This window comes from Stenotrophomonas sp. Steno-Z4 (genome assembly GCF_056393145.1).
The window spans coordinates 177,019-195,354 of record NZ_JBWJPC010000001.1 but is presented as its reverse complement, the minus strand read 5'-3'; the positions used below and the strand labels follow the sequence as shown (position 1 = coordinate 195,354).

The 18,336-nt window shown below is 66.2% G+C and carries 16 protein-coding genes; 7 read left to right on the top strand and 9 right to left on the bottom strand.

What is annotated here, in order from left to right:
• Position 1: 1 nt before the first annotated feature.
• Positions 2 to 1,597, top strand: coding sequence for a phytoene desaturase family protein (locus tag AC06E7_RS00930; protein WP_478062518.1), 1,596 nt, complete (start codon positions 2 to 4; stop codon positions 1,595 to 1,597).
• 73 nt (positions 1,598 to 1,670) lie between these two features.
• Here the strand turns inward: AC06E7_RS00930 and AC06E7_RS00925 are convergent, their stop codons facing one another.
• On the bottom strand, positions 1,671 to 3,701 hold the full coding sequence (locus tag AC06E7_RS00925) for an alpha/beta hydrolase family protein (protein WP_320457408.1): 2,031 nt from the start codon (positions 3,699 to 3,701) through the stop codon (positions 1,671 to 1,673).
• Positions 3,702 to 3,795: 94 nt separating this feature from the next.
• Positions 3,796 to 6,774 carry a TonB-dependent receptor plug domain-containing protein gene (locus AC06E7_RS00920; RefSeq protein WP_478062515.1) on the bottom strand — a complete coding sequence of 993 codons (2,979 nt, stop codon included), beginning with the start codon at positions 6,772 to 6,774 and terminating at the stop codon, positions 3,796 to 3,798.
• A 470-nt stretch (positions 6,775 to 7,244) separates the two neighbouring features.
• Here AC06E7_RS00920 and apbC point away from each other — a divergent pair, with 470 nt between their 5' ends.
• Both apbC and dcd read left to right on the top strand, forming a co-directional pair.
• Entirely contained in the window at positions 7,245 to 8,102 is an 858-nt protein-coding gene (gene apbC, locus AC06E7_RS00915) for an iron-sulfur cluster carrier protein ApbC (RefSeq protein ID WP_068853486.1), read from the top strand.
• Between the two features lie 38 nt (positions 8,103 to 8,140).
• On the top strand, positions 8,141 to 8,713 hold the full coding sequence (dcd, locus tag AC06E7_RS00910) for a dCTP deaminase (protein ID WP_068853484.1): 573 nt from the start codon (positions 8,141 to 8,143) through the stop codon (positions 8,711 to 8,713).
• Positions 8,714 to 8,761: 48 nt separating this feature from the next.
• On the opposite strand, the gene AC06E7_RS00905 is transcribed toward dcd, so the two are convergent.
• From AC06E7_RS00905 to AC06E7_RS00895, 3 genes are read right to left on the bottom strand one after another with little or no spacing between them, the layout of a single operon-like run.
• Entirely contained in the window at positions 8,762 to 8,929 is a 168-nt protein-coding gene (locus AC06E7_RS00905; protein WP_093533394.1) for a LiaI-LiaF-like domain-containing protein, read from the bottom strand.
• Between the two features lie 16 nt (positions 8,930 to 8,945).
• Positions 8,946 to 9,368 (bottom strand): HIT domain-containing protein, encoded by a 423-nt coding sequence (locus AC06E7_RS00900; protein WP_068853482.1) that lies wholly within the window; start codon positions 9,366 to 9,368, stop codon positions 8,946 to 8,948.
• A complete protein-coding gene (locus AC06E7_RS00895) occupies positions 9,365 to 10,036 on the bottom strand; it encodes a dienelactone hydrolase family protein (protein WP_217537178.1) in 672 nt (223 codons plus the stop codon). The genes AC06E7_RS00900 and AC06E7_RS00895 overlap by 4 nt, the downstream gene beginning before the upstream one ends.
• A 210-nt stretch (positions 10,037 to 10,246) precedes the next feature.
• Here AC06E7_RS00895 and rimO point away from each other — a divergent pair, with 210 nt between their 5' ends.
• Both rimO and AC06E7_RS00885 read left to right on the top strand, forming a co-directional pair.
• Positions 10,247 to 11,614 carry a 30S ribosomal protein S12 methylthiotransferase RimO gene (gene rimO, locus AC06E7_RS00890; protein ID WP_184126508.1) on the top strand — a complete coding sequence of 456 codons (1,368 nt, stop codon included), beginning with the start codon at positions 10,247 to 10,249 and terminating at the stop codon, positions 11,612 to 11,614.
• Positions 11,611 to 12,453: a DUF3025 domain-containing protein gene (locus tag AC06E7_RS00885; RefSeq protein WP_478062511.1), complete on the top strand. Its 843-nt coding sequence runs from the start codon at positions 11,611 to 11,613 to the stop codon at positions 12,451 to 12,453. Before rimO ends, AC06E7_RS00885 begins: the two co-directional genes overlap by 4 nt.
• 66 nt (positions 12,454 to 12,519) lie before the next feature.
• Here the strand turns inward: AC06E7_RS00885 and greB are convergent, their stop codons facing one another.
• Together greB and AC06E7_RS00875 are read right to left on the bottom strand one after the other, a co-directional pair.
• Positions 12,520 to 13,023 carry a transcription elongation factor GreB gene (gene greB / locus AC06E7_RS00880; RefSeq protein WP_478062509.1) on the bottom strand — a complete coding sequence of 168 codons (504 nt, stop codon included), beginning with the start codon at positions 13,021 to 13,023 and terminating at the stop codon, positions 12,520 to 12,522.
• Between the two features lie 3 nt (positions 13,024 to 13,026).
• Positions 13,027 to 14,532, bottom strand: a complete 1,506-nt coding sequence (locus AC06E7_RS00875; RefSeq protein ID WP_184126511.1) for a helicase HerA-like domain-containing protein — start codon at positions 14,530 to 14,532, stop codon at positions 13,027 to 13,029.
• Between the two features lie 135 nt (positions 14,533 to 14,667).
• Here AC06E7_RS00875 and AC06E7_RS00870 point away from each other — a divergent pair, with 135 nt between their 5' ends.
• Both AC06E7_RS00870 and AC06E7_RS00865 read left to right on the top strand, forming a co-directional pair.
• A complete protein-coding gene (locus AC06E7_RS00870; RefSeq protein ID WP_068853469.1) occupies positions 14,668 to 16,278 on the top strand; it encodes a transglycosylase SLT domain-containing protein in 1,611 nt (536 codons plus the stop codon).
• A 16-nt stretch (positions 16,279 to 16,294) separates the two neighbouring features.
• Positions 16,295 to 16,657 (top strand): ribonuclease E inhibitor RraB, encoded by a 363-nt coding sequence (locus AC06E7_RS00865; protein WP_184126513.1) that lies wholly within the window; start codon positions 16,295 to 16,297, stop codon positions 16,655 to 16,657.
• Positions 16,658 to 16,824: 167 nt separating this feature from the next.
• Here AC06E7_RS00865 and asd read toward each other — a convergent pair whose 3' ends face one another.
• On the bottom strand, positions 16,825 to 17,667 hold the full coding sequence (gene asd, locus AC06E7_RS00860) for an archaetidylserine decarboxylase (RefSeq protein ID WP_320457402.1): 843 nt from the start codon (positions 17,665 to 17,667) through the stop codon (positions 16,825 to 16,827).
• Positions 17,664 to 18,314, bottom strand: a complete 651-nt coding sequence (locus AC06E7_RS00855; protein ID WP_068853463.1) for an SCO family protein — start codon at positions 18,312 to 18,314, stop codon at positions 17,664 to 17,666. The genes asd and AC06E7_RS00855 overlap by 4 nt, the downstream gene beginning before the upstream one ends.
• Positions 18,315 to 18,336 lie beyond the last annotated feature (22 nt).

The window sequence follows — 18,336 nt, the reverse complement described above, 5'->3', positions numbered from 1 at the left end:
CATGGACACTTCAACGACGCGTGCTTGGGATGCAGTCATCATCGGCGGCGGGCACAACGGCCTTGTCTGCGCGGCCTACCTGGCCCGGGCCGGGCAGCGGGTGCTGGTGCTGGAACGGCGGCCGGTGGTGGGCGGGGCGGCGGTCACCGAGGAGTTCCATCCCGGTTTCCGCAATTCGGTGGCTTCCTATACGGTGTCGCTGCTGCAGCCGCGCATCATCCAGGCGTTGGCGCTGGCCCAGCACGGGCTGCGGGTGGTGCCGCGGCGGATCAACAACTTCCTGCCGCTGGACGGGGATTACCTGTTGGCCGGTGCCGGGCTGACCCGTTCGGAGGTGGCGCGCTTTTCCGCACGTGATGCCGAGCGCCTGCCGGCCTTCGAGCAGCGCCTGGAGGCATTCGCCGATGTGCTGCGCGATCTTGCGCTGCAGGCGCCGCCCAACGTGGGTGAAGGCCATTGGCTGACCCAGCTGCCGGCGCTGTGGCAGGCCGGCCAGCTCGGCAGGCGGCTGCATGGGCTGGCGCCGGCGTTGCGCCAGGAACTGCTGGACCTGTTCACCATCTCGGCCTCGGAATACCTGGACCGCTGGTTCGAAAGCGAGCCGATCAAGGCCCTGTTCGGGTTCGACGGCATCGTGGGCAACTACGCCAGCCCGGACGCGCCCGGCTCGGCCTACGTGCTGCTGCACCACGCCTTTGGCGAGAGCAACGGAGTGAAGGGCGCCTGGGGCCACGCCATCGGCGGCATGGGCGCCATCACCCAGGCTATGGCGCGCTCGGCCATCGCCGCCGGGGCGAGCATCCGTACCGACAGCGGCGTGCGCAGGGTCGTCGTCGAGCAGGGGCGCGCCGTAGGGGTGGAAACGCTGCAGGGGGATGTCATCCGCGCCCGCAGGGTGGTGGCCAACGTCAATCCCAAGCTGTTGTACGAACAGCTGCTCGCGCCTGGGGAGGTGCCACTGGCCACGCGCGAGCGCATGGCGAACTGGCGCTGTGGTTCAGGCACGTTCCGCATGAACGTCGCGCTGTCCGGCCTGCCCTCGTTCTCCGTGCTGCCCGGGGCAGGGGACCACCTCACGGCCGGCATCATCATGGCGCCCACGCTGGCTTACATGGACCGCGCCTACCGCGATGCGCGCCAGCACGGCTGGTCACGCGAACCGATCGTGGAAATGCTGATCCCGAGTACGCTGGACGACTCGCTGGCGCCGCCCGGCCAGCACGTGGCCAGCCTGTTCTGCCAGCACGTGGCCCCGGTGCTTTCCGGCGGGCGCAGCTGGGATGACCACCGCGACGAAGTGGCCGACCTGATGATCGCAACGGTCGAGAAGCACGCGCCGGGATTCAGTGCACTGGTGCTGGGCCGGCAGGCGCTCAGTCCGCTGGATCTTGAGCGCACCTTCGGGCTGATCGGCGGCGACATCTTCCATGGCGCGCTCAGCCTCAACCAGCTGTTCAGCGCCCGGCCGATGCTGGGACAGGCCGACTACCGCGGTGCCCTGCCGGGCCTGTACCTGTGCGGTTCGGGGACGCATCCTGGCGGCGGCGTCACCGGCGCGCCGGGACACAACGCGGCACAGGCCATTCTTCGCGAATAAAAAGAGGCCACCCGAAGGTGGCCGATAATCATCGGGAGCCCCCGACCGTGGGTCGGGTGCCCCTCAGCGGCGATTACAACCCGCCGCCACCACACCCCTTGCCCAGGTAATCATCGATCAGCCGCAGCTGGTCGCCCATGATCGCGCGCGTCCACGCCGGGCCATGCGCGTAATCGGCGATTTCGTGGTACTCCACTGGCTGGCCGGAATTCTTCGCCTTGGCCACGAACCATTCGGACTGTTCGATCGGCACGGTGCGGTCGCGGTCGCCGTGGTAGACCATCAGCGGGATCTTCATCTCGCCGGCCTTGTCCAGCGGGTTCAGGCCGTCCACCGTCTTGGCCTGGGCCTGGCGGAAGAACGGGTTGGTGTAGAACCGCGACCAGATCTTCTTGATGTCCGACACGCCGGCACCGGCAATGGCGCACTTGTACAGCCCGTTGGGCCGCACCGATGCGGCGAATGCCGAGTAGCCGCCGTAGGAGAAGCCGAACATGGCGATGTGGCCGGGCTGGGCGATCTTCTGGTCGATCATCCACTTGGCGCCGTCATCCTTGTCGTCCTGCATCTTCTGGCCCCACTCGGCATCGCCGGCCATCCACAGCTTGCGGCTCCAGTCGGCCGAGCCGCGGAACTGCGGGCGCAGCACTGCCATGCAGCGCGATGCCATCAGCGGCACCCACATGGAACCGTCGAAGTCCATGCCATCGCGCGCCCACGGACCGCCGTGCGGGTGCACAACGGCCTTCCACGGACCGGCACCGCACAGTTCGGTGTTCGGGGTGGTCAGGAAGGCGGGAATGTCCAGCCCGTCGCGCGCCTTGTAATAGACCAGCTTGGTCGTGCCCAGCGCGGCCGGGTCGATCTGCGGGTAGGACTTGGCCAGCTCGGTCAGCTGCCCGTTGTTGAACAGGTAGTAGGTGGGCGGGTCGGACGGGCCGGACACCACCACCAGGAACGTCTTGAGGTTGGCGCTGTAGTCCAGCAGGCGGATCGACCTGCCACCGTCGAGCTGGGTGGTGGCGCGCTGGCCCGTGCCCGGATCGACCAGGGTGACCTCGCTTGCCTGGATGCCCAGGGCCTGGCGCAGGCCCTGTTCCAGCGCCTTGAAGGTCGGATCGGTCCACTGGATCTCGTTTTCGCGCGGGCCGCTGTAGCCGACGCCGAGCAGTGCACCGAACGGCACGCCGTCCACGTTTTTGTAGCGGTTCAGCACCACGGTGCCGGCATTGAAGAACTTGTGCTCGAACAGCACTTCCTTCTGCTTGCGCGCGGCGATGTCGTATTCGTAGATGACCGTCTTGTCGCGGCCCACGTTGCTCTGGATGAACGCGATGTTCGGGTCATCGGCGAAGCCGACCACCTGGTTGATGTCGCGATCCTTCACATGCGAACGGAAGTGTTCTTCCCAGGAGCCGGTAGCGGGGTTGCGGAATTCAGTGGCGATATACGCACCGGTGCCATCCACATCCTGGCGCAGGCGCGCGCGCAGTTCGCTGTTGAGATCGGTGACATAGCCGGCCACGCGCTCTTCGGTTTTCTGGATGCGCTGGGAGGTGAAGCTGCGCAGGTTCACCTTGTACACGTCACCGGAATTGCTGCCCGAACCGTTCACCACCAGGATGTGGTCCGGGTCGTTGGGCAGGGTATCGAGCACGGTGGAGTTGGACAGGGCCTGCTCCAGTTCTTCGTTGCGGCTGGTGGCACGGGCCGGACTGATCGGCTCCTTCCACTGCTTGCCTTCGATGTCGGTGATGAAGAACTTGCTGATGAAGGTCTTGTTGACCCGGTCGGTACGCAGGTCGTAAGGCTGCCACAGGGTGACGGCCAGCAGGCCGTTCTTGATGAAGCTCACGCTCTGGAACTTCATGCGGCCGGCACCGATGACGGTGGGCGCCTTGTCCAGGGCGTTGGTTTCCCAGACGACGATGACGCGTTCTTCGCCGTTGGCGCGCAGGCCGGCGATGTGCTTGCCATCGGGCGAGAGTGACAGGCTGGAAATGGCCGGGAAGGCGGCCATCTGCTCGATGGTCGGTGCCACCGGCTTGGCGTGCAGGAGCGAGGAAGCACTGGCCAGGGCGGCCAGCAGAAGAATCCGTTTCATTGATGACCTCTGTTCGTGGAGCGGGCCGGCCACCGGTTTACCAGGGCCGGAAACGAGACCGCCGCCCCGAAGGGCGGCGGCTCGCGAAGCGGGATCAGAACGAGTAGGTGACGTTTGCGAAGTACTGGCGGCCCCAGTAGTCGAAGCCGCTGTACAGCAACGCATTGCCGACGGTGCTGTACACACCCTGGGAAATGGTCGGCGGTTCCTTGTCCGCCAGGTTGCGCACGCCGACAGTGGCCGACCACTTGTCCGCTTCGTACTGCACCGAGAACGACTGCAGGAAGTAGTTCGGGGTGTAGATCTTGTACGGCGAGGTGTCCGGCTCGAACAGGCCCGGGTTGCGCTCCTCGTAGTACGCGTAGCTGTCCATCTTGTCGATCCAGTCCAGGCCGTAGCGGACCTGCCATTCCTTCCACTTGTAGGCCATGTCGAAGGTGGCGGTGTTCGCCGGGGTGCCCAGCATGCCCGCGTAGTTCACCAGCGGATCGTCCTGGAAGATCCTGCTGGACTGTTCGATGTAGTGGGTGAACTGGGTGGTGGTGCGGAACTCGCCCGGCCCGATGTCACGGACATAGCGCAGGGTCAGGTCCACGCCGCGCACCTTGTCGGTGGAGACGTTGATGAAGCCGTTGGTGACCGTCAGTGCGTTGTTCAGCGGGTTGCGGTCAACCAGGCGGCACAGGCCGTTGCCGGCAAGGAAGTCGGCGGTGGCGCTGCCGTAGCAAGCGTTCAGGATGCCGGCGCCGCCTGCGGCCTGCACGCCGTTCTCGACCTTGATGTCGAAGTAGTCGGCGGCGAAGGACAGGTCACCGAAACCGCTGCCGAACTCCGGCTGGATCACCACGCCGAGGGTCTTGGCAGTGGAGGTTTCCGCCTTCAGGCCGGTTTCCGCGCCACCCTGGGTGATCACGGTCACGCCCTGGGTTGCGATGTAGTCGGCCGGCAGGCCTTCGGCGGCGCAGTTCTGGTAACGGATCGACGACGGATCGCGGTCGCTGTACTCGTTGCAGGGATCGGAGGTGCTGCCCAGGAAGCCGGTGGTGCCGCCCAGGAACTGTTCGTACAGCGCCGGGGCGCGGTAGGACGTGCCGTAGGACGCGCGGAACGACAGCCACTTCACAGGGGTCCACAGGCCGCCGATCTTGTAGGTCTCATCCGAACCGTACGACTCGTAGTCGGTGTAGCGGCCGGACAGGTTGAGGGTCAGCTCTTCGGCAGCGGTGACGCCCGACAGCAGCGGGAATTCCAGTTCGCCGTAGACTTCCGTGACGGAGTCGCTGCCGCGGGTCGGCGCCGCCGAGGTCAGGTTGAACAGGTCGCCGTCGATGGAGTACTGCGACGGGCTGTCGTCGATCTTGGCTTTGCGGTATTCGGCACCGAACGCGCCGCGGACCGTGCCGTGCGGCATGTCGAACAGCGGGCCGTTGACGTTGAAGTTGACCGTGTCTTCCTTGTACATGGTGTTGCCGGTGACCGGCACGAACACCCAGTTCTTCCAGTCCGCCGGCAGGTTGCCGCCGATGGTGTTGGAGTTCAGCGCCGGTGCGGCGATGCAGCCGTTCGACGGGTCGACGCAGGAATAGCCGCCGGCACCGTTGGAGACCACGTTCAGGCTCTGCGCCAGGCGGCTGGTCAGGAAGCTCTGGAAGGTGTAGTCGGCGTCATTGTCCGAGTGCATGACATTGAAGTCGTACTTCCAGTCCGCCGTCAGGTTGCCCCGCAGGCCGGCGTTGAAGCGGTAGTAGTCGACGTTCTGCTTGCTCTGGTCGTTGCCGAAGCCGATGAACGCACGCACGCCCATGTTGGCGCCGTTGGTCAGGTTGGTCGCCGGGCCGGCGACGCTGTCACGCAGGTTGGCCGGGATCAGCGGGCTGCCTACCGCATAGTCCAGCGACAGCTGGCGGTAGCCGGTCTGGGTCGACTTGCGCTTGTTGCCCAGGAACTCGTAGTACAGCTCGGCGTCACCCAGCACGCCGGTGTCGAAGCCGCCCTGCAGGAACAGGGTGTGGGTCTTGGCCGGCGAGATCAGCGACTGGTTCAGCATCGCGTCGTCGAAGGTATCGCGGGTATAGGTGTCCACGCCTTCATAACCGACCAGGCCGGTGGTGACGGCCGCGTTCGGACGCCAGCGGTTGAAGCGCGTACCGGCACCACCCGGGGCAGCAACGCCGGTGCGGGTGTTGGTGCCGATCGTGTTGATGGTCACGCCGCCCGCATCGAGGGTGTAGCACTTGGACTTGCCGGTCAGCGGGTCGATGAAGTCGCCGCTGCCCCAGTAGTCACCCACGTCGATGTCGCGGTACTTGTCGGTGGCGCAACGGGTCCAGTCGCGGTCGCGCAGGCTCAGGTCGTTACGGGTGTAGTACTCGTACGAACCGGAGAAGTGCGAGCGCTCGCCGGTGGTGCCGAACATGATCGAGTAACGGCGCTGGTCACCGCCGCCACCGTCGGTGGCGTTGTGCTGCCCTTCAAAGGAGACGCCGTCGACCTTGGTCTTGGTGACGATGTTGATCACGCCGGCCACGGCGTCGGAGCCGTAGATCGACGAGGCGCCGTCCTTCAGGATTTCGATGCGGTCCACGATCGAGTTCGGGAGCACGTTCAGGTCGGCCGAGCCGACCGCGCCACGCGAACCGGCCGGCGCCACGCGGCGGCCATTGAGCAGGATCAGGGTGCGGGTCGGGCCAAGGCCGCGCAGGCCGAGGGTGTTGGCACCGGGGCCGCCGTCGGTGACGTAGCCGCCGTACGCATTGTTGATCTGCGAACTGCCGGTGGTCACCGCGGTGCTCTGCAGGACGTCGGTGGTGGAGTTGAACCCGGCGAGCACCGACTCCTGGCGGGTCACGACCTGCACCGGCGACACCGAGTTGAAGGTATCGCGGCCAATGCGCGAACCGGTCACGGTCACGGTGTCGAAGTTCGTGGTGGCCTTGGCCTTCTCGGCGGCGACTTCTTCGGCCGTCTTGGTCGAAGTGGTGTCCTGCGCGAATGCCGGCGCGGCCGCGAACACCATCGCGGTAGCCAGGGCGAAGCTCAGCGGATGACGGCTGAGCGACTTGCGATTCATCATGTGTGGATCCCCTTGGAACGATCGATTGCGTCAAACACCGGTGACATGGACCAGCAGGCGTCTCCGTGTGCCCTCGGATCAGGTCTTGGCAATGGCTGCCCCCCTGTTCACCAGCTTCACGAGCTGATGATTCGAGGTTAACACGGGCTTAACGCGCCCTGTCAACTGTTCATCAAGAGGTCATAAAGACAAGATACGCAAAGCCATGCTTTCGTTCTCATCTGTGTTGCAACATGTTGAAAAGTAATGACTTAATAATGGTTTGTGATGAAACCATTCCCTCCGTACCGTGACGGATGCACGGTTCACTTTTTGGCCGCACCGCACCACGAAATCCGTTCCTGACGTGCCAATGTCGTGATAATCGTTTCCGGGACAGCGCAAGGACAGGGCAGGACAGCGGCCTGGCACCGCAGGGACGCCCTGTATAGTGGCGGGCTGTCCCGTTCGGCTTTTCCGGAGTTCCCGCAGTGAGTGCCAGCCCGTCTCGACGTCCCCATGCCAGCCAGGTGCAGAAGGGCCTGACCCTTCATCCGCGCGTCCGCAACGTGATCGCGGTCGGGTCAGGCAAGGGCGGGGTAGGCAAATCCACCACGGCGGTAAACCTGGCCGTGGCGCTGGCCCGCCTGGGCGCGCGGGTCGGGCTGTTGGATGCCGACATCTACGGCCCCAGCGTGCCGATGATGCTGGGCCTGAGCGGCCGCCCGGAAAGCCCGGACAACAAGTCGATCGAGCCGCTGCGCGCGTTCGGCGTGGAGACCATGTCGATCGGCTACCTGATCGAGGACGAGACGCCGATGATCTGGCGCGGTCCGATGGCGACCTCGGCCATGACCCAGTTCTTCAACGACACCCTGTGGGATGACCTGGACTACCTGCTGATCGACCTGCCGCCGGGTACCGGCGACATCCAGCTGACCCTGACCCAGAAGATTCCGCTGGCCGGCGCGGTCATCGTCACCACCCCGCAGGACATCGCCACGCTGGATGCGAAGAAAGCGCTGAAGATGTTCGAAAAGGTCGAGGTGCCGGTGCTGGGCATCGTCGAGAACATGGCCGTGCACACCTGCAGCAACTGCGGCCACATCGAACACCTGTTCGGCGATGGCGGCGGCGAACGCATGGCCGCGCAGTACGGCGTGCCCCTGCTGGGCTCGCTGCCGCTGGATATCGGCATCCGCGAGCAGGGCGATGCAGGCACCCCGATCACCGCCGCCGCGCCGGAGTCGCCGGCCGCGCAGGCTTACCTGCGCGCCGCCGAGCGGCTGGTGGAGGAAGTGGCCAAGCGCCCGCGCGCCAGCATTCCGATCCTGTCCTCGCTGCTCTGATCGCCTAGAATCGCCCATTCCCGCACCCAGGACTCCCCATGAGCATCAAGAGTGACCGTTGGATCCGCCGCATGTCCGAACAGCACGGCATGATCGAGCCGTTCGAAGCCGGCCAGGTCAAGCAGGCCAACGGCCAGCGCATCGTCAGCTACGGCACCTCCAGCTATGGCTACGACGTGCGCTGCTCGCGCGAGTTCAAGGTGTTCACCAACATCAACTCCACCATCGTCGACCCCAAGCACTTCGACCCGGGCAGCTTCGTGGACATCGTGGGCGACGAGTGCATCATCCCGCCCAACAGCTTCGCGCTGGCGCGCACCGTGGAGTACTTCCGCATTCCGCGCGACACCCTGGTGGTGTGCCTGGGCAAGAGCACCTACGCGCGCTGCGGGATCATCGTCAACGTGACCCCGCTGGAGCCGGAGTGGGAAGGCCACGTGACCCTGGAATTCAGCAATACCACGCCGCTGCCGGCGCGCATCTACGCCAACGAAGGCGTGGCCCAGATGCTGTTCTTCCAGGCCGACAGCGACGACATCTGCGAGACCTCGTACAAGGATCGCGGCGGCAAGTACCAGGGCCAGACCGGCGTGACCCTGCCGCGCACCTGAGCGGCGGGGCAAATGAAAAAGCGCGGATCGCTCCGCGCTTTTTTTTGGTTATTTCCCGCGTCCGAACAACAACCCGATCCCTACTGCCACCAGGATCACCGGCCACCAGGTAAGGATCAGGCGACCCAGGTTCATGTTGGTCCAGCCCAGGTTGCTGGCCAGCAGGAACAGGCCGACGAGGATCAGGACGATGGCGGCGACAAGGTTGGAGCGCATCAGGGGCAGGGTCCGCTTAGGGCTGGGGCGAATATCCTAGCCGTTCCTTCCACATCGCGACACGCTCCTGCAGCACGGCCGCATCGAACGGATGGGCCTGGCCATGCCCCCACACCGGTGCCGGCCACGCCGGATCGCCCACATGTCGGCCGACCACGTGGAAGTGCAGCTGCGGCACGATGTTGCCCAGCGTGGCGAAGTTGATCTTCTCCACCCCGTCGGTGCCCTTCAGCGCCCGGCAGCATCGGTTCAATTCCGTACGTAGCTGGTCCTGCTGGTTGCCGTCGAGCTCCAGCCATTCGGTGATGCCGGTCACGCGCGGCACCAACACCAGCCACGGGAACCGTTCGTCGTTCATCAACCGCACTTGCGACAGCGGGCCTTGGTCCACCAGCACACTGTTGGCGGCCAGGCGTGAATCCAGTTCAAAATCGCTCATCCAAGATGCTCCGAGAAGAAGTCCAGGGTGCGTGTCAGCGCCAGCTCGGCGCTGTCCGGATCATACGCATGTCCGACGCTGCGGTTAAAGGCATGGTCGGCTGGATAGACGAAGGTGGCCATCTTGGGCAGCTTCTCGCGGTGGGCCTGGATGGCCTCGGGCGGAATGCTCTTGTCCTGCGCGCCGAAGTGGAACATGACCGGCGCCTTGGGCGTTTCGTCCAGGAACTGCACGTTGCGTGCGCCGTAGTAACTGACCGACGGCAGGCCCAGGCGCAGGGCCGAGAGCAGGGCGATGGTGCCACCCCAGCAGTAGCCCACCGTGCCGACCTTGCCGGCCGGGGCCAGCCGTGAGGCCGCCGCGCGCACCACTTCCAGCGCCTTCTCCACGCCCAGTGCATTGACGTGTTCCAGCCCCTGCTTCACCCCGTCCGGGTCATAGGGCAGGGCATCCGGGTCGGAATCCGCCTCGTCGACCAGGTCGAAGAAGGAGGGGGCCAGCACCGCGTAGCCCTTCGCAGCAAAGCCCTCGGCGACCTCGCGGATGTGGGCGTTGGTGCCGAAGATCTCCTGGATGACCACCAGGCCCCCGCGCGGCTTGCCCTCCGGCGTGGCCTGCCAGGCCCGGACCGGACCGTGATGCGTATCAAGCGTGACCCACTCACCCATTGCCAGACTCCTGTTGGTTCAGGCGTTCATTATCGGCGCGCTGCAGGTTAGCGGGGTGTCGCGGGCATGCCGGGATTGGCGGTTGGCGTTGCCGGAGCCGCCGATGCATTCAGGGCCGGGGCCACAACGCCGGTATACTTGCCGCCGTTTCCGGCCCCAGGTCCCCGCGCCATTCCGGCGTGGGCCCAGGCCCCCAGAGTCCCGCGATCCATGTCCCAGCTGAACCCCAAAGTCGGCTTCGTCAGCCTTGGCTGCCCGAAGGCCCTCGTCGATTCCGAGCGCATCCTCACCCAGCTGCGGGCCGAGGGTTACGACATCGTTCCTTCCTACGATTCGGCCGACGTGGTGGTGGTCAACACCTGCGGCTTCATCGATTCGGCGGTGACCGAGTCGCTGGATGCGATCGGCGAGGCGATGAACGCCAACGGCAAGGTGATCGTCACCGGCTGCCTGGGCAAGCGCCCGGAAGAGATCCGCAAGGCGTATCCGGACGTGCTGGCGGTGTCTGGCCCGCAGGACTACACCAGCGTGATGGAGGCGGTGCACGCCGCGCTGCCGCCCAAGCATGACCCGTTCGTGGACCTGGTACCGGACTACGGCATCAAGCTGACCCCGCGCCACTACGCCTACCTGAAGATTTCCGAAGGCTGCAACCACCATTGCAGCTTCTGCATCATTCCGTCGATGCGCGGCAAGCTGGTCTCGCGCCCGGTCGATGAGGTGCTGCGTGAAGCCGAGCGGCTGGTGCGTGGCGGCGTGAAGGAACTGCTGGTGGTGTCGCAGGACACCTCGGCCTATGGCGTGGACGTCAAGTACGCCGAGCGCATGTGGCGCGACAAGGCCTACCAGACCCGCATGAAGTCGCTGTGCGAAGGCTTGTCCGAGCTCGATGCCTGGACCCGCATGCATTACGTGTACCCGTACCCGCACGTGGATGACGTGGTCCCGCTGATGGCCGAAAACCGGATCCTGCCGTACCTGGACATTCCGTTCCAGCACGCCAGCCCGCGCATCCTCAAGCTGATGAAGCGCCCGGGTGCGGTCGACAAGACCCTGGAGCGCGTGCAGCGCTGGCGCCAGCTGTGCCCGGACATCACCGTGCGCTCGACCTTCATCGTCGGCTTCCCGGGCGAGACCGAGGCCGAGTTCGAGGAACTGCTGTCGTTCCTGGATGAGGCGCAGCTGGACCGCGTGGGCGCGTTCGCGTATTCGCCGGTCACCGGCGCCACCGCCAACGACCTGCCCGGCGCGGTGCCCGAAGAAGTGAAGCAGGAGCGCCTGGCGCGCTTCATGGCCCGCCAGGCCGACATTTCCGCTGCGCGCCTGGAAGCCAAGATCGGCACGGTGCAGCAGTGCCTGGTCGATGCGATTGAAGACGGCATCGCGGTGGCCCGTTCCAAGGCCGATGCGCCGGAGATCGACGGCCTGGTGCACATCCAGAACGCCGATGAAGCCAGGCTGCGCGTGGGCCAGTTCGTGGACGTGGAAATCACCGAGAGCGATGACCACGACCTCTACGGCGACGCGCTGATCGACGAGAGTGCGGCCAGGAAGCTGCTCGACCTCAAGGTGCTGTGACCGACGCGGCCGCCCCCGGGGCGGTCGGCCGTCGGCGTTTCGTCGCGCCGGCGCGCGCGGACGTGGATCGGGCGTGCTTCGCCCATCCGCTGTTCGCCGCGTTCGCGGATTACCAGGGCCTGATGGTGGCCGCCGACTGGCCGACCATTTCCGCGTTGAACCGGCAGCTCGCTTTATCGGGAAAGCAGCTGGTGGAGCAGGACGACGCACTGCTGGCCGACGGCCTGCACTACGAGCAGCGCATTGCACGCGGGCAGATCGCCACGCGCCCGTGCAACTGGCATGACCTGTTCAATGCACTGGTGTGGGCGCGCTACCCGGCAGTGAAGGCCGCGCTCAATGCACGCCAGTGCCAGGACATCGAGCGCAACCCGCCCGGCCAGCGCACGCGCGCGCAGGCCGCGCTGACCCAGTTCGACGAAACCGGCGTGATCGTGCGGGTGCGCGATGCGTCGTTGCTGCACGCATGGGGCCGCCACGACTGGCACGCGTTGTTCGTCGACGGCGCGGCGCGGTGGCGCAGCGGCGACATCGCCATATCCGCCGTGTTCGGGCATGCGTTGATGGAACAGGCGCTGCTGCCGTCGCGATTGCTGGTGGGCAAGTGTGTAGCGGTGCAAGGCGATGATGATGCGCAGGTGGTGGAGCAGGTAGCGCAGGCCATCGCGCGTGCCGACGTGCTCAATGATCCGCTGGAGCTGCGGCCACTGCCGTTGATGGGGATCCCCGGTTGGCATGCCGCGCAGGGCGCGGATTTCTACCAGCTGGCGGACTATTTCCGGCCCCTGCGGGAGGGCCGGCAGTATCCGGCGCCGCTGCGTCACGACCAACGGTCGTGACCTACCGCTCCCCGGCCGCGGTGCCACCAGGCCGGTAGCCCACGACCGTTGGTCGTGGGTGCGCGATCAACCGGGATACTCCACCGCCAGGATCGCAAACCCGGTCCGCCCGCTCGGCAGTTCCACTTCGAACTCGTCATCCACGCGCTTCTTCAACAACGCACGCGCCAACGGCGAATCGATGCTGATCCACCCGGCACCCGCATCGGTCTCGTCCGGCCCAACGATGCGATACCGGCTGACATCGCCGCTGTCCATGTTCTCCAGCTCCACCCACGCGCCAAAAAACACCGCCTGCGGGTCGGTCGGCACGGTATCCACCACCCGCAGCGACTCCAGCCGTTTGGTCAGGTAGCGCACGCGCCGGTCAATCTCGCCCAGCTGCTTCTTGCGGTAGGTGTACTCGGCATTCTCCGAGCGGTCGCCCTCCGCCGCGGCCGCGGCCAACGCCTTGACCACCTCCGGCCGGCGCACGCGCCACAGCTCGTCCAGCTCGCTCTTCAACCGCTGGTGGCCCTGTGCGGTGATCAGGGCCGTGCTCTTTTCCGCAGGGGGACGCCAACGCGACATCGGTCAGCGCTTGCCCCCGAAAATGCCGCCCAGGATGCCGCGCACGATCTGGTTGCCCAGCTTGGTGCCCATGGTGCGGGTGGTCTGCTTGGCCATCGTTTCGATCATGCCCTGGCGGCGCTTGGTGCCGAAGATCGCATCCTTGATCGACTGCCCGAAGCCGCCTTCCTGCTGCTCATCCTGCTCACGGGTACGCGCCTTGGGCGCGTCGGGCTGTTCCACCACCTTGGCCGCGCGCTGGGCCAGCAGCTCCGCTGCCGATTCGCGGTTCACTGCGGTGTCGTAGCGGCTGCCGACCGGGCTGCCGGCGCGTACCTGCGCACGCTCGGCCTCGGTGATCGCGCCCATCCGGCAGCGCGGCGGGGCGATCCGGGTCTGCTGCACGGGGGAGGGGATGCCTTTGTCCTGCAGCGTGGACACCAGCGCCTCGCCGGTACCCAGCTGGGAAAGCGCCGCCACCACGTCCAGCTTCGGGTTTGGTACGAAGGTTTCGGCGGCGATCTTCACCGCCTTCTGGTCGCGCGGGGTGAACGCCCGCAGCGCGTGCTGCACGCGGTTGCCCAGCTGGCCCAGGATGTTGGCTGGCACGTCGTCGGGGAACTGCGAGCAGAAGTACACGCCCACGCCCTTGGAGCGGATCAGCCGCACCACCTGCTCGATGCGCTGCACCAGCGCAGCCGGCGCGTCGTCGAACAGCAGGTGCGCCTCGTCGAAGATGAAGACCAGCTTGGGCTTGTCCAGGTCACCCACCTCCGGCAGCGTCTCGAACAGCTCCGACAGCAGCCACAGCAGGAAGGTCGAGTACAGGCGCGGCTTGAGCACCAGCTGGTCGGCGGCCAGGATGCCGATCACGCCGCGGCCGTCGTGATTGACCCGCATCAGGTCGGCCAGCTCCAGCGCCGGCTCGCCAAAGAAGGATTCACCGCCGTCCTGCGACAGCCGCAGCAGCGAACGCTGGATCGCCGCCACCGTCTGCGCGCTGACCAGGCCATATTCGGTGGAAATGTCCTTGCGCTCGTCGGCCACCAGGCCGAGCAGGGCACGCAGGTCGTCCAGGTCGAGCAGCAGCAGGCCACGGTCGTCGGCCAGTTTGAACACGATGTCCAGCACCCCCGACTGGGTGTCGTTGAGCTCCAGGATGCGCGCCAGCAGGGTCGGGCCCATTTCGCTCACCGTAGTGCGCACCGGGTGGCCCAGCTTGCCGTACAGGTCCCAGAAGATCGTGGGGCTGCCGGCCGGCGCGTAGTCGGCCACGCCGATCTCCTTCGCGCGCTGCAGCAGCGCCTCGGTGCCGGCGCCGGGCACGGCCAGGCCGGAGACATCGCCCTTGACGTCGGCCAGGAACACCGGGACGCCAATGCGCGAAAAGCCTTCGGCCAAGGTCATCAGGGTCACGGTCTTGCCCGTGCCCGTCGCCCCGGCCACCAGACCATGGCGGTTGCCCAGTTTCGGTTGCAGGGTGACGGGGACATCGTCGGTAATGCCTTTGCCGAGCAGGATCGGATCCATGGTCAACTCGCTCTGTGGACGGGCTATGTGAATGGGCAGGATTCTAAACGTCGGCGGGTATCGGGCACCTGACCGGGTTGCCCCGATGCGAGTGGCACGGCTACTCTGCCCTGTCTTTTGCCCACAGTGCCAAAAATGCCCGTTCCTGTCCTGCTTGCCCGTGGTTGGCCGTTGTTGGCGCTCGCTTCCCTGCTGTCGTTCGTCCCCGAGGCCCATGCCCAGCGGGTCTCCGCCCGTGACAAGGTCAAGGTCGAAGCCCTGGAGCAGCGCATGGCCGCGGCCGAAAAGCGCTATGCCGATGCGCTGGTGCTGGTCAACAATGCCGACCCCAAGGGCAAGAACGAAGGCGATGCCGCGCTGGAGGACATGGAAGATGTCATCAGCGCCTGCATTGCGCAGAAGGGGTGCCAGGTCAGCAACCTGCTGGTGACCTACAAGCGCCTGCTGAAGAACAATGCCGACGCGCGCGATGGTGACGACAGCGACGCGATCGCCGTCGATGGCGGCCTGCTGGAGGCCGACCCGGACCATGTGGGCCCGCTGACCGCCGATGTGCCCGAAGCGGCGCGTGCCGCCGCGCTGCTCAACGACAAGCGCCATGCCTTCGACAGCATGGTCGAATACAACCCGGCCGTGCAGGCCGGCATCCGCCGCTGGCTGACCGACATGCGCCCGGCGTTGATGAACTCCTACGAGAATTACCAGAGCCTGCGCGCGGTGATGTGGCCGGAGTGGGAAAAGCGCGGCCTGCCCGAGGCGCTGCTGTTCGGGATCATGGCCAAGGAGTCCAACGGCCGCGTACACGCGTCCTCCCGCGCCGGCGCCGCCGGGCTGATGCAGTTCATGCCGGCCACCGGCCGCCGCTTCGGGCTGGGCCCGGACGGCACCGGCTTCGACACCCGCTTCGACGCGCGCAGCGCCGCCGAGGCCAGTGCCAATTACCTCAACGAGCGCATGCGCGAGCTCAACAACAACGTGGAGCTGTCGCTGGCCGGCTACAACGGTGGCGAAGGCCGTGCCGGGCGGGTGTATCGCCAGAACGTGGGGCAGAGCTTCTGGGTGGACAGCGTCTACAACCAGTTCCCGGCCGAAACCAAGGACTACGTGCCGATGGTGATCGCCGCCGCGTGGATCTACCTGCACCCGCAGCAGTACGGCGTGGACTTCCCCAAGGTCAGTGCGCAGCCGGCCACCATCCGCCTGGCCAAGTCCACCACCATCTATGAGCTGACCATCTGCCTGGGCAGCACCGGCACCCGCGACGGCTACATGCGCGCGCTGCGCAACCTCAACCCGCGCTATGAAGCCGACGGCTGGATCCCGGCCGGCACGCTGATCAACGCCACCACCCGCATTGCCGGGCTGTACAACCGCTACTGCGTCAGCGGCCCGCGCGCGGACCTGGCGCGCACGCTGATCACCGCCGATCTCAATGCGGCCATCGTCCGTCCCACCGTGGCCAGCTACACCGGCAACGTGGCGGTGGGCAGCGTGGTGCCGGTGGCCGGCCTGCAGGCCAGCACCCCGGTGGCCACCGCCCCGGCTGCGCCGGTGGCAGTACCGGCGCCCAAGCCGAAGGCCAAGCCGGTGCGAAGCCACAAGGTGGGCAAGGGTGAGACCCTGGGCCGGATCGCCGACAAGTTCGATTGCGATGTGCGTGAGCTGGCCAAGGCCAATGGGCTCAAGGCGCCCGCGTATGCGCTGCGCCAAGGCCAGTCGATCAAGCTGCAGGGCTGCGGTAAATAACTTCCGGGGAACACTGATGGATATCACCGCAATCAACGAGATGTTCGCCAACATCCGTGAAAACACCGACTGGGACCTCAACGGCAACCTGGTGTGGGGTTACTTCTTCGTCAACACCACGCCGGAGCCGCTGCACGGGCTGGCCAGGGTGCTGGAAGGGGAGGGCTACACCGTGGTCGAGGTGTTCGAGCCGGAGCTGGAAGAAGGCGAAGCGGAGTACCACGTGCTGCACGTGGAGCGGGTGGAAACCCACACCGAAGCGTCGCTGGACAAGCGCAACCACGAGCTGCAGGCGCTGGCCGAAGCCAACGGGGTCGAGGATTACGACGGGATGGATGTAGGGCCCGTCGAGTTCGCGCACGATCCGGGTAATGCTTGAAAAAAAACGCCCCGTGGAAACGGGGCGTTTTTTTCGTGTACGTGCGCAGGGTCATGGCGTTGACACGCATGGCGTGTCACTACGATCCTTGGTCGCTTGGGGTTGGGGTCGCATGTTGATGGTGGGTGGCACACGTTGCGTAGGGACACGCCATGCGTGTCCGCTTCTCAACGAAGGGTGGCCAACGCCTGGCCCAGCTGCACGGCATGCTCGGCATCCAGGTGCGGGGCGAAATCGGCCACGCCCGGCGGCAGCAGCACGATCACCGTGGAGCCGTAATTGAAGCGCGCCATCTCGGCAAACCGTTCCAGGGTGATGCCCTTGCCACGGTAATCCTTGCGGGTGATGGTGTCGCCATAGGCCGGAATCTCTTCGCCACCCCAGACCGTCTCCACGCCCGACACCAGCAGCGCGCCCACCATCACCTGCACCATCGGGCCGAAGTCGGTGTCGAAATGGCAGACCAGCCGCTCGTTGCGGGCGAACAGCCCCGGGACGTTGTTGACTGCCGCCGGGCCCACGCTGAACAGGCGGCCGGGAACGTGCACGGTTTCGCGCAGGGTGCCGGTCCACGGCATGTGCACGCGGTGGTAGTCCTTCGGCGACAGGTAGACGGTGGCGAACAGGCCGTGGTGGAACACCTCGGCGTCGGCTGCATCGCCCAGCAGCTCGGCGGCGGTGAACGACTGGCCCTTGGCCTGGAAGATGCGGCCATCCTCAATGGCACCCAGCTGGCTGATCCGGCCGTCGGCCGGCATCACCAGGGTGCGGGCGCCGGCGTCGGGCACGCGCGCGCCGGGCTTCAGGGCGCGGGTGAAGAACTGGTTGAACGTCCGATAGCTGCGCGGGTCGGGATTGGCCGCCTCGGCCAGGTTCACCCCGAATTTTTCGGTCACGGTGTCGATCAGCCAGCGCGAGATCCGCGGGTTGCTGGAATACGCCAGGCGCCGCGCCATCGACGACAGCAGGCGGTGGGGCAGGACGTAGCTCAGCGTGGTGGTCAGGCTCATGGGGCGGATTTCTCGGTCAACAGGTTCAGGTCGCGGGCAATGGCCTGCGGGTTGAAAGGGGGGCGGATCAGGCCGGCCAGCCTGCCGTCCGGGTCCAGCACGGCCAGGCTGGCCGAATGTTCCAGGGTGTAGTCCTGCGGGTTTTCTTCAAAGCCCTTGCCCGGCACCTTCTGGAACACGAAGCCCAGCGCAGTGGCAAAGCGCTCCAGCGAAGGCACGTCGGCGGTGGCCGCCAGGGTGTCCTTGTGGAAGGCATGCACGTATTCGCCCAGGCGTGCCGGGGTGTCGCGCTCGGGGTCCACCGAGACGAACACCAGGCGCGGGCGCAGGCTCTCCGGCAGGGTTTCCCACTGTTTCTGGGCTTGGGCCAGGTCGGCCAGGGTGGTCGGGCAGATGTCGGGGCAGGACAGGAAGCCCAGGAATACCAGGGTCCAGTGGCCCTTGAGCTCGCCGGGAATCAGCCGGGTACCGTCGGACTGGCCCAGGTTGAAGTCCGGCAGCGGGCGCGGCTGCGGGTAGAAGGTGATCGACTCGGTGGCCGGGCGGTTGCCGGCCGGTTTGGGCGCGAATACCTTCTGGGCGACGACCAGGCCGAGCCCGGCGGCCAGCGCGATGAGCAGGATGATGCCGACATTGCGATTGAACATGAAAGGCCCGTACCCGAAGGGG

Excerpts from the sequence above, each read along its gene's own strand:
- AC06E7_RS00930 (WP_478062518.1), top strand. The coding sequence starts at position 2 with ATGGACACTTCAACGACGCGTGCTTGGGATGCAGTCATCATCGGCGGC.
- AC06E7_RS00925 (WP_320457408.1), bottom strand. The coding sequence starts at position 3,701 with ATGAAACGGATTCTTCTGCTGGCCGCCCTGGCCAGTGCTTCCTCGCTC.
- AC06E7_RS00920 (WP_478062515.1), bottom strand. The coding sequence starts at position 6,774 with ATGATGAATCGCAAGTCGCTCAGCCGTCATCCGCTGAGCTTCGCCCTG.
- dcd (WP_068853484.1), top strand. The coding sequence starts at position 8,141 with ATGAGCATCAAGAGTGACCGTTGGATCCGCCGCATGTCCGAACAGCAC.
- AC06E7_RS00905 (WP_093533394.1), bottom strand. The coding sequence starts at position 8,929 with ATGCGCTCCAACCTTGTCGCCGCCATCGTCCTGATCCTCGTCGGCCTG.
- AC06E7_RS00900 (WP_068853482.1), bottom strand. The coding sequence starts at position 9,368 with ATGAGCGATTTTGAACTGGATTCACGCCTGGCCGCCAACAGTGTGCTG.
- AC06E7_RS00895 (WP_217537178.1), bottom strand. The coding sequence starts at position 10,036 with ATGGGTGAGTGGGTCACGCTTGATACGCATCACGGTCCGGTCCGGGCC.
- rimO (WP_184126508.1), top strand. The coding sequence starts at position 10,247 with ATGTCCCAGCTGAACCCCAAAGTCGGCTTCGTCAGCCTTGGCTGCCCG.
- greB (WP_478062509.1), bottom strand. The coding sequence starts at position 13,023 with ATGTCGCGTTGGCGTCCCCCTGCGGAAAAGAGCACGGCCCTGATCACC.
- AC06E7_RS00875 (WP_184126511.1), bottom strand. The coding sequence starts at position 14,532 with ATGGATCCGATCCTGCTCGGCAAAGGCATTACCGACGATGTCCCCGTC.
- AC06E7_RS00870 (WP_068853469.1), top strand. The coding sequence starts at position 14,668 with ATGCCCGTTCCTGTCCTGCTTGCCCGTGGTTGGCCGTTGTTGGCGCTC.
- AC06E7_RS00865 (WP_184126513.1), top strand. The coding sequence starts at position 16,295 with ATGGATATCACCGCAATCAACGAGATGTTCGCCAACATCCGTGAAAAC.
- asd (WP_320457402.1), bottom strand. The coding sequence starts at position 17,667 with ATGAGCCTGACCACCACGCTGAGCTACGTCCTGCCCCACCGCCTGCTG.
- AC06E7_RS00855 (WP_068853463.1), bottom strand. The coding sequence starts at position 18,314 with ATGTTCAATCGCAATGTCGGCATCATCCTGCTCATCGCGCTGGCCGCC.